The following is a 9,756-nucleotide window of genomic DNA, read 5'->3' as shown; positions in this document are numbered from 1 at the left end:
CGGTCATCATGTCTACAGATACGACACCGCGCCGCTTTGCCGCCACCGACACCGGCCTCACACCTGATATGCGTGCTGCCTTCGAGGCGGATGGTTACCTGCTGATCGAAAATTTTGTGCCGACCGAGCTTTGCGACGGGCTGGTCGCGCGCGCCAATGAACTTGTGGCGGGCTTTGACGCCGAGGCGCATCGCACGGTTTTCTCGACCAAATCGGTGGCGCATGCGGCCGACCGCTACTTCCGGGAATCCGGCGACGCGATCCGCTTCTTCCTCGAGGAGGAAGCGGTCGACGCCGATGGCCACCTGACGCGCCCGAAGGCGTTGGCGGTCAACAAGCTGGGTCATGCCATGCATGACCTGGATCCGGCATTCTCGGCCTTCTCGCGCCAGCCGCGGCTGGCTTCACTGGCGAAGGGTTTGTTGAGCGACCCGCTGCTGCTGCAATCGATGTATATCTTCAAGCAACCGGGGATCGGCGGCGAGGTGTCATGGCATCAGGATTCCACCTACCTCTATACCGAGCCGATGAGCTGCATCGGTTTCTGGTTCGCGCTTGAGGATGCCGACAGCACGAATGGCGGCATGCTGGGCATGCCCGGTGCCCATAAGGGGCCGTTACGCAAGCGCTTCCGGCATGTTGACGGCGACCAACTGGTGACCGAGACGCTTGATCCCGCACCTTGGCCCGATCGGCCGGCCGTCAACCTTGACGCCAAGAAGGGATCGCTGATCGTGCTTCATGGGCTGCTGCCGCATTACAGTTCGGCCAACCGCTCGACGCGGTCGCGTCATGCCTATACGCTGCATTGCATCGACGGTGCTGCGCGATATCCTGCCGATAATTGGCTGCGGCGCGGTCCAGACTTGCCGCTACGGGGATTCTAGGCCGCTTTGAGATAGCGGCTGGGCGGGAATCCCAGCGTCTTTCGAAACATGGTGGTGAACGCCGCCGGGCTGTCATAGCCCAGATCAAGAGCGATGTTGGTCACCGCTTCGCCTTCGGCAAGACGCGGCAGAGCGGCAAAGAGGCATGCTTGCCGCTGCCATACGGCAAAGCTAACGCCGCATTCGCGCTTGAAATGACGCGTGAATGTGCGGCGGCTCATGCCAAGCGCATCTGCCCAATCGTCGATCGTCTCACTTGCTTGTGGTGCATTGAGAAAATGCTGGCAGCGTTGACCGAGCCTCGGGTCGGCGGGGAAGGGCAGTGACAAGGGCAGAACCGGTAGCGCACGCAGTTCCGACAGCAGCAGAGCCATGATCTCACCTTCGCGGCCACTCAGCGCATAATCGATGGGGAGTTCGACCGCTGCCTGAATGAGTGCCCGCATCAGCGGCGACATGCTCAGGACCTGGCATTTTGCTGGCAGGCCCTCGATATGTGTCGGGTGTACGAAGACGCAGCGTGTTTCCACATCCCCCATCATCCGGACGGAATGCTCGATCTGCGGCGGGATCCAGACCGCCTGGTCCGGCGGGACGACCCAGGCGCCATGTTCGGTTCGCACGGTCATGACGCCGGGAACGCCGTGCAGCAACTGCCCATGCGGGTGGTGATGGGGTGCGATCTCATGATCGGCCGGATATTCGTTGCCAGAGGCGACGACCGGTCGCTCCGCCCCATCCAACTCCCAGCCCCGAACGTTTCGTACCATGGCCCAATCTCGAAAAACTATGACCCATTATGGAATGCAGGCCCAATCTAGTCGCGTATCCTGCTGAAATCCATCGATTTAACGAGCTCCAAATGACCGCAACCACCGACACCGATTTCCAGGACGTCGCCCGCCGCGAAGAAAGAGCAGCGCGCCGCGTCCTGCTGACCATCAGTTTCTGCCACATGCTCAACGACATGATGCAGTCGCTGCTGCTCGCCATCTATCCGATGCTGAAGGCCGGCTTCTCATTGAGCTTCGGCCAGATCGGCCTCATCACGTTGACCTTCCAGATAACGGCCTCGCTGCTGCAGCCGTTGATCGGCATGTATACCGATCGCAGCCCGAAGAACTTCTCGCTCTCGGTCGGCATGAGCTTCACCCTGGTCGGTCTCTTGCTGCTGGCCTTTGCCAGCAGCTATCCGATGGTGCTGGTTGCTGCCGCTTTGGTCGGCATGGGTTCTTCCGTCTTCCATCCCGAATCCTCGCGCATTGCGCGGCTTGCGTCGGGCGGCCGGCATGGCTTTGCGCAATCGCTGTTCCAGGTCGGCGGCAATGTCGGGTCGGCAATCGGCCCCCTGGTCGCTGCCTATGCGATTGCACCGCATGGCCAGTCGAGTGTTGGGTGGTTCTCGCTGGCGGCGTTGCTGGCGGTGATCCTGCTGGCGACCGTCGGCCAGTGGTACAAGGCGCACCGTGCTTCACGCGCCAAGCGGCCAGCACCAGTCGTCACAAATCGACTGCCGCGGAACAAGGTGTTCCTGGCGATCGCCGTATTGCTGGGGCTGTTGTTCTCCAAGTATTTCTACATGGCCAGCATCAGCAGCTACTACACCTTCTATCTCATCGATCATTTCGGCGTCGCGATGCAGGATGCGCAGGTCTACCTGTTCATCTTCTTGGGGTCGGCCGCCTTGGGCACGATCCTTGGTGGGCCGATCGGCGATCGCATCGGACCACAGCGCGTCATCTGGGGCTCGATCCTGGGTGTGTTGCCGTTTACGCTTGTGCTGCCGCATGTCGGCCTTACCTGGACCATCGTCCTCACTGTGCCCATCGGACTCATTCTGTCATCCGCCTTCGCTGCGATCGTCGTTTATGGTCAGGAGCTGATACCCGGCAAGGTCGGCATGGTCGCTGGCCTCTTCTTCGGCTTTGCCTTTGGCATGGGCGGTGTGGGCGCCGCGGTTCTGGGCAAGCTGGCGGATGCCACCAGCATCACCTTCGTCTACCAGCTATGTGCCTTCCTGCCTGCACTGGGGCTGCTCGCTGTATTTCTGCCGAACGTCGCTGGCCGGCGACGCGGGTAAGGCCGAGCATTTCCCGCAAATGTGATCGAGGCGTGACGGCGCGCACAGCTGGCGCCGTTGCCCTCGACGCGTTGGCCGAGTAGACCTCTCTCCGGGGGACGATAGAAACGAAGCGCCGGCCATTGTCGTCGGCGGGAGACCGGAGAGATGAACCGAGTTCACTTAGCGATCGCCGCGACATGCTTTGCCGTCGCGGTCGTCGGCACCGTCGCTGCCTGGCAAACCAGTCCCGCCATGGCGCAGGAGGCCTTTGCGGGGTCATGGGACGTGGTCAATGTGCAGCCAGCTCCCTGGACGCAGGGAAATTCCCCCGACAAGCCATCGGTGAATGAAGAGATCGCCCGCGGGCGCATCACCTTCATGCCGGATTCCGTCCAAGGGCCGGACTTCCTCAATTGTGACAAAGCCAAGTACGAGATCGCCAAAGTGCCACCGGAATTTCTCTTCCAGGGCGGCCTGACCGATCCCGTCCGCCAGGCCAAGGAGTTGGGCTTTACGGGCGGCGACATCCTGCAGCTCAGCATGGGCTGCATTTCGGGCGACGCCGATATTGGGATGGATTTCGATCTCATCAATGAAGACACCGCCGTCTTCGCGCTCGATAACATGATCTATACGATGAAGCGCGTTAACCCTTGATCGCTCGCGCATAGCACCTATTCCACAGCGGGACTGGTGAAAGCAGGTCATCGGGCGCTATAGACTATCCTCACCATTCAGAACGGGCTGCCGATCACTTGGCGGCCCGTCTTGCTTTCACACATTTTCTGCGATTGCGATCATGGCAACTGACAACAAAGCCGCGGCACCCGATCAAGTGCGCCTCGAATTCATCGTGCTCCTGGCGCTCACCATTTCCCTGGTGGCGCTGGCGATCGATTCGATGCTGCCGGCGCTGTCCGAAATCGCAACCGATCTTGGCGTCACCAATCCGAACGACCGACAGATGGTCATCACCGTGCTTTTCGCCGGCTTCGGCATCGCGCAGATTATCTATGGTCCGATATCGGACAGTGTCGGGCGCAAGCCGGCGATCTATGCCGGTTTCGTCGTCTTTATCGCCGGCAGCATCCTGGCGATCCTGTCGCAGGATTTCACCACCATGCTGATCGGGCGCTTCTTGCAGGGCTTTGGCGCTGCCGGTCCGCGGACGGTCACGGTTGCCATGGTGCGCGACCGCTATGAAGGCAGGGCGATGGCGCGCATCATGTCGCTGGTGACGTCGGTGTTCATCCTGGTGCCGGTCCTCGCACCTTCGATCGGTCAGGGCATCCTGCTGGTGGCGCATTGGCGCGCGATCTTCTGGATGCTGCTGGTTCTCGGCGTCGTAACCGCCCTCTGGTTCGCTTTGCGCCTTGATGAAACGTTGCCGCGCGAACGCCGCCGCGAGCTTTCAGTGGCGCGGATCTTGCGCGCTATCATCGAAACGTTTCGTACCCGCGTGGCTTTGGGCTACATGACGGCAACAGGCCTCGTTTTCGGTGCCTTCATCGGATATCTCGCTTCCGCCCAACAGATCTTTCAGGAGATGTTCGGCATGGGGAAGCTGTTTCCGATCTGCTTCGGCACGCTGGCCATCACCTTCGGCGCGGCATCGCTCACCAACGCGAAGCTGGTCATGCGCTTTGGCATGCGAAAGCTGTCGCACCGCGCTCTGCTGGGGCACACCATCCTCTCGCTGGTCTTCGTCGTTGTCGCCTTCTACGTCGATGGCAAGCCGCCTTTCCTCGTGTTCATGGCCTATATGATGGGCGCCTTCTTCCTCATCGGTCTGTTGTTCGGAAACTTCAACGCCATGGCGATGGCGCCCTTGGGCCATATCGCCGGCGTGGGGGCCGCGGTCATCGGCATGATGACGACCTTCATCTCGGTCGGTTGCGGCGCCATTATCGGGCATGCCTATCAGGGCACGATCATGCCGCTTGCCATTGGATTCTCGGTCCTTGGCGTCCTGTCGCTGCTGGTGACCCGCTGGGCCGATAAGGGGCACATCGAGGGTGCGCACTGAGTCTCTCGACGCTGGGCCTCATCGGTGGGCGGCGTAGCGCACCAGGTTGGCTGAGAGATCGTAAGACCGTTCCGCGTGATAGATCGGCGTCTCGCCGCCGATATGGCTGGAGAACAGCGTGAAATGCGTCACCTCGAAGCTCTCCGAGCGGAAGAGGTTGTGCATGGCAAGATATTGCTGAACCTTGTGCGGCGGTGGATCCTTGGGATGCGCCAGCGTGACATGGGGCTTGTAATTCTGCCCGTCCGGATCAAGCCCGGCCCGCACCACGGCGGATTCGACCTTGTCACGCAGATGCATCAGGGCCGGCTCTTTCTGCACGCCGGCCCAGACCGTCTTGACCCGGCCGCCGCTGGCAAAATGGCCGACTTCCGCAAGGCGCAGGCTGAAGGTCGGCGCCCGAATGCCAGCAAGGGCGGCATCGACATAGTCCAGATCGCGGCCATCAAGTTCGCCCAGGAAGCGAAGGGTAATATGGAAGTTTTCCGGCGGGACCCATTTGGTCGTCGGCAAGCCGCCGCAAAGCAGGCGCAACTGCCAGCGCACCTGGTCGGGCAGCGAAATGGCCACGAAAAGGCGCATCACTCACCTGCCGAAGAAAACGGCCGAATCGAACCGTTCGTCATCATACCAGCGAACTCCGTCCCCGGCCAAGGAACTCCCGAAATGGGACGGGGCCGGGCGGGTCTCAAGGACAGGGGTAGGTGTGTTCCTTGTTTACCGCGTCGATCTCGTTAATCACTTCCGGTGACAGCTTGATGTCGATGCTGACGATGTTCGATTTCAACTGGTCCATGGTCGTGGCGCCGATGATGTTGGCGGTCAGGAACGGCCGCGAATTGACATAGGAAAGAGCCATCTGCGCAGGGTCCAGGCCATGGCGCCGGGCAATGGCGACATATTTTTCGACGGCGCTCTCCGTGATCGGGCCACGATAGCGGACGAATTGGTGAAACTGGTTCAACCGGGCGCTGGCCGGTGCCTTGCCGCCGATATATTTGCCGGAGAGGATCCCCATCCCGAGGGGGGAGTAGGCGAGCAGGCCGCATTGTTCGCGGATCGCCACTTCGGCAAGGCCAACCTCAAAGCTGCGGTTCAGCATTGAATAGGCATTCTGAATCGACTGCATGCGCGGCAGGCCCAGACGTTCCGATTCCGAGAGCCAGCGCATCGTGCCCCAGGCGGTCTCGTTCGACAGGCCGATCATGCGGATCTTGCCGGCCTTCACCTGCTCGTTCAGGGCCTCGAGCGTTTCGGCAAATGGGGTGAATGTCTCATCGGCCTTATGCTCGTAACCCAGACGCGCCGCGCCATTGGTCGTGCGTTCCGTCCAATGCAGTTGATAGAGATCGATGTAATCGGTCTGCAGCCGCTTCAGACTGGCATCAACCGCGGCAGCGATGTTCCGTCGATCGAAGGCCAGCTTGCCGTCACGGATATAGGGAAAGCGCTTGTCCGGTCCGGCGATCTTGCTGGCCAGGACGATCTTATCGCGCTTGCCGCGCGATCTGAGCCATGTGCCGATGATGGTTTCGGTGGCGCCATAGGTCTCCTGCCGCGGCGGCACGGCATACATCTCGGCCGTATCCCAGAAATTGACCCCGTGGTCGAGGGCGTAATCCATCTGCTCGTGCCCCTCGGCCTCGGTATTCTGCTGGCCCCAGGTCATGGTGCCGAGGCAGATGACGCTGACCTTGATGTCGCTGCGACCGAGGCGCCGGTATTCCATGGGGACTCCACGAGAAATGAAATGCTGACTGATGTTTACAGAGGGGTGGCGCGTCACCGCAAGCGCGCGCTTTCTGCACTTGACCAATCCATAACCGGTTGGCTATACATAATCCATAGCCAGATAGTTATGGATACCGCATGTCGACCTTGCAGGACGTTCTCTTCAAAACGCTCTCCGACCCGACCCGGCGCGCCATCTTTGAGCGTTTGTGTCGGGAGGGCGAGCAGACGGTGGGCGCTCTGACACAGCACGCCGGCGTCTCTCAGCCAGCCGTTTCAAAGCATCTCGGCGTGCTCAAACAGGCGGGGTTGGTGCGTGACCGGCAGGAGGGGCGGCAGATCCATTACTGCGCCCAACGTGCCGCTCTGGCGCCGCTCGTCGACTGGACCGGCCAGATGGCTGGGTTCTGGGAGAACCGTTTTGACGCGCTCGAAGATCTACTCAAAAGGATGGACCAATGACCGACACCATGATCGAAACACGCGCCGTTGTCATCGAGCGCGACCTGCCTTTTCCGGCCGAAAGAGTCTGGCGTGCGCTGACCCATCCGCATCTCATCGCTGACTGGCTGATGAAGAACGACTTCAAGCCGATGGCCGATCATCGCTTTACCCTCAGTGCGGAGTGGGGATCGGTTGACTGCCAGGTACAGGCAGTCGTGCCGAACAAGACGCTTTCTTATACCTGGGCCGCTCATGGTCTGGAGAGTGTCGTTACCTGGACGTTGACGCCGACCGGTAACGGCACGCACCTCCGCATGGAGCAGGTGGGCTTCAAGCCAGACCAGCAGCAGGCGTATCAGGGCGCAAAGTTCGGTTGGCAGCGCTTCTTCACCAATTTGGAACAAGTCCTGGCAAGGCCGGGTTGAGGAGGCGCAGCGACCATGGCAAAGGCGGAATCACAAGCGACGTCGCCATCAAAACTCATCGATGCACGTATCAAGGAACTGGGCGATTGGCGGGGCCAGATGCTGGCGCGGGTCCGGGCCATCATCAAGGCGGCAGATCCGGACGTGGTCGAAACCTGGAAATGGCGTGGCGTGCCGGTCTGGGAACATGATGGCATCATCTGCACGGGTGAGACCTACAAGAAGGTCGTGAAGCTGACCTTCGCCAAAGGGGCTGCGCTGAAGGATCCGGCGAAGCTCTTCAATGCCAGTCTCGAAGGCAATACCCGCCGCGCGATCGACATCGACGAGGGTAGCGAAATCGACGAGAAAGCGCTGGCGGCGCTGATACGTGCGGCCGTGGCTCTCAACAAGTCAAAAGGCTAGATCACAGGAACAGCGTCAGGACGCCGGTATAGGCGTAGATCCGATCATGGCTGATCTCGCCATTGGCGAAGAACCCGGTCAAGGGAAACGACCCCAGATGCTTGGCGATCAGCCGCGTCTCCGTGGAATCGAAGCCGAACAAATTCGGCCCGCGTGCGATGCAGGAGACATAGAGGCCACCCCGTATCGGCCGGTCGACACGTTGCTTGAGGCGTTCCAGCATGCGTTCGAGATCGGCCAGCGCGGTGTTGCGATCCCGCCGCGTGAACAGGATTGAGTGGCCGGCGGCGATTTCGGCAGCGATGGCGATCCAACCCTTGTTGCTGTCGATTCCAGTGAGGTTGCGGACCAGATAATCGCCTGTATCGGAGCCTGCGACTGGGAGGGCGGCAAAGATGAAGCCGGCGACCTTGCGCATGTCGCGTGCCAGTACCTCGCCGATCTCGTCGCGGAAGACGTCGAGCGCCGGGCGCCCGTCGATTTCCATGATGATATTCTCTTCCGCCCTGGTGATGGTATGTACCGGGCCGATCGGCGAGCATCCTTGGCTATGCGCCGTGACCACCGGAATCTCGCCGGCGAGCAGCGCACCTGAGATGCCGCTCTCGCCGACCCGACCCGCGACCTGGGGCAGCGGGCCGCGTGAAGAACTGAGGCCGCCAATCAGGTATAACCCAGCCTCCTCGCTCAGCTGCTGCATCAGTTGCGGCAATTGCGGATTGCGCGGGTCGGCATGAACCAAGGCGATGCTTGGATGGTGTGCCTGTCGCCACGCCTGCAAGGCGCGCAACCTGCTGGCTCCGCCGTCCGGTTCGAGCAATCGGAAGCTGTCTGAGGGGAACTCACCTACCATCAGGCTGATCGCCGGCTCGTCGATATATTCTTCTGCCGGCGCGGTCGCGGTCTGTCCGGCAATGGCGATGCCGACCGTGCCGATCCAATGCTCGATACCGGTGCCAAGGCGCAATTGATCGACGATGGCGTCGAGGTCGCCGGCCAGATGGTCGGTCGCATAGACGAAGCCCAGCCTGTTCGCCCGGGGCAGGGGACCGAGTTGGGCAAGGCAGGCGCGGGTGATGTCGGCCCAATGCGTGCCGCTGGCATGGGCGCTTGCGAATTGGGCGCTGGCAAACGGGACGCTCATGACGCATCCAGCAGCGCGGTGACGGCCGGCAGGATTTTCTCGACGATGACGGCGACGCCCTCCTCAGTGGGGTGCAGGCCATCGGCTTGGTTGAGTTCGGGCCGCGCGGCAACGCCGTCCAGGAAGAAGGGGTAGAGGGGCACGTTGTGCTGTTTGGCGAGGTCGGGATAGATCGCGTCGAATTGCTGACGATATTCCTCCCCCATATTGCGTGCGGCGAGCATGCCGACCAGCAGCAGCTTGGCCCCCGATTGCCTGATCCTCTGGATGATGGCGTCCAGATTGGCGCGGGCTTCGGCGGGGGGCAGGCCGCGCAGCATGTCGTTGGCGCCGAGTTCCAGGATCACCATGTCGGGCTTGTCGGCCAGCATCCAATCGAGGCGCGACAGGCCCCCGGCCGTCGTGTCGCCGGAAAGCCCGCCATTGATTACACTGACCTCACGCCCCATCTTCTGCAGGGCCATCTGCAGTTGGGGGACGAAACCATCACCTTCAGGCAGCCCATAACCGGCCGTCAGGCTGTCGCCGAACGCCAGGATGCGGACAGGTGCCGCCATGGCTTTGCCGCAATTGGCGGCGAAGGAAAGAGACAGGGCAAGGCCGACAATTGCCAGCAGGCGTCGAAGCATCGG

The 9,756-nt window shown here is 61.4% G+C and carries 12 protein-coding genes; 7 read left to right on the top strand and 5 right to left on the bottom strand.

The features are described from left to right. The first annotated feature begins 8 nt into the window (after nt 1–8). Nucleotides 9–887, top strand: coding sequence for a phytanoyl-CoA dioxygenase family protein (locus SMD31_RS01705; protein WP_320498899.1), 879 nt, complete (start codon nt 9–11; stop codon nt 885–887). On the opposite strand, the gene SMD31_RS01700 is transcribed toward SMD31_RS01705, so the two are convergent. Further along, a complete protein-coding gene (locus SMD31_RS01700; protein ID WP_320498897.1) occupies nt 884–1,657 on the bottom strand; it encodes an AraC family transcriptional regulator in 774 nt (257 codons plus the stop codon). The two genes, SMD31_RS01705 and SMD31_RS01700, sit on opposite strands and share 4 nt — an antisense overlap. Before the next feature lie 92 nt (nt 1,658–1,749). On the opposite strand from SMD31_RS01700, the gene SMD31_RS01695 reads away from it, so the two are divergent. The 3 genes from SMD31_RS01695 to SMD31_RS01685 all read left to right on the top strand — a co-directional run bounded on the left by SMD31_RS01695 (nt 1,750) and on the right by SMD31_RS01685 (nt 4,975). Continuing rightward, nucleotides 1,750–2,967, top strand: a complete 1,218-nt coding sequence (locus SMD31_RS01695; RefSeq protein ID WP_320498895.1) for an MFS transporter — start codon at nt 1,750–1,752, stop codon at nt 2,965–2,967. Between the two features lie 147 nt (nt 2,968–3,114). Next, nucleotides 3,115–3,606 (top strand): hypothetical protein, encoded by a 492-nt coding sequence (locus SMD31_RS01690; protein WP_320498894.1) that lies wholly within the window; start codon nt 3,115–3,117, stop codon nt 3,604–3,606. A gap of 142 nt (nt 3,607–3,748) precedes the next feature. After that, a complete protein-coding gene (locus SMD31_RS01685; protein ID WP_320498893.1) occupies nt 3,749–4,975 on the top strand; it encodes a multidrug effflux MFS transporter in 1,227 nt (408 codons plus the stop codon). An 18-nt stretch (nt 4,976–4,993) separates the two neighbouring features. Here SMD31_RS01685 and thpR read toward each other — a convergent pair whose 3' ends face one another. Both thpR and SMD31_RS01675 read right to left on the bottom strand, forming a co-directional pair. Continuing rightward, nucleotides 4,994–5,557, bottom strand: coding sequence for an RNA 2',3'-cyclic phosphodiesterase (thpR, locus tag SMD31_RS01680; RefSeq protein ID WP_320498892.1), 564 nt, complete (start codon nt 5,555–5,557; stop codon nt 4,994–4,996). A gap of 106 nt (nt 5,558–5,663) precedes the next feature. Continuing rightward, nucleotides 5,664–6,704 carry an NADP(H)-dependent aldo-keto reductase gene (locus SMD31_RS01675; protein ID WP_320498890.1) on the bottom strand — a complete coding sequence of 347 codons (1,041 nt, stop codon included), beginning with the start codon at nt 6,702–6,704 and terminating at the stop codon, nt 5,664–5,666. Nucleotides 6,705–6,844: 140 nt separating this feature from the next. On the opposite strand from SMD31_RS01675, the gene SMD31_RS01670 reads away from it, so the two are divergent. Genes SMD31_RS01670 through SMD31_RS01660 form a run of 3 tightly spaced genes read left to right on the top strand, consistent with a single transcriptional unit; the run spans nt 6,845 to nt 7,980 of the window. After that, nucleotides 6,845–7,168 (top strand): ArsR/SmtB family transcription factor, encoded by a 324-nt coding sequence (locus SMD31_RS01670; protein ID WP_320498889.1) that lies wholly within the window; start codon nt 6,845–6,847, stop codon nt 7,166–7,168. Further along, a complete protein-coding gene (locus SMD31_RS01665) occupies nt 7,165–7,575 on the top strand; it encodes an SRPBCC family protein (RefSeq protein WP_320498888.1) in 411 nt (136 codons plus the stop codon). Before SMD31_RS01670 ends, SMD31_RS01665 begins: the two co-directional genes overlap by 4 nt. Nucleotides 7,576–7,590: 15 nt before the next feature. Then, nucleotides 7,591–7,980, top strand: a complete 390-nt coding sequence (locus tag SMD31_RS01660; RefSeq protein WP_320498887.1) for a DUF1801 domain-containing protein — start codon at nt 7,591–7,593, stop codon at nt 7,978–7,980. 1 nt (nt 7,981) lies between these two features. Here SMD31_RS01660 and SMD31_RS01655 read toward each other — a convergent pair whose 3' ends face one another. After that, on the bottom strand, nt 7,982–9,124 hold the full coding sequence (locus SMD31_RS01655; RefSeq protein WP_320498886.1) for an FIST signal transduction protein: 1,143 nt from the start codon (nt 9,122–9,124) through the stop codon (nt 7,982–7,984). Beyond that, the gene (locus SMD31_RS01650) at nt 9,121–9,753 is read right to left on the bottom strand and encodes an arylesterase (protein WP_320498885.1); all 633 of its coding nucleotides are present in this window, start codon (nt 9,751–9,753) and stop codon (nt 9,121–9,123) included. Before SMD31_RS01650 ends, SMD31_RS01655 begins: the two co-directional genes overlap by 4 nt. Nucleotides 9,754–9,756: the final 3 nt, after the last annotated feature.

Origin of the sequence: Dongia rigui (assembly GCF_034044635.1) — a bacterium.
Classification (GTDB): domain Bacteria; phylum Pseudomonadota; class Alphaproteobacteria; order Dongiales; family Dongiaceae; genus Dongia; species Dongia rigui.
The sequence above is the reverse complement of the archived record's forward strand: the minus strand, read 5'-3'. Positions and strand labels throughout refer to the sequence as shown.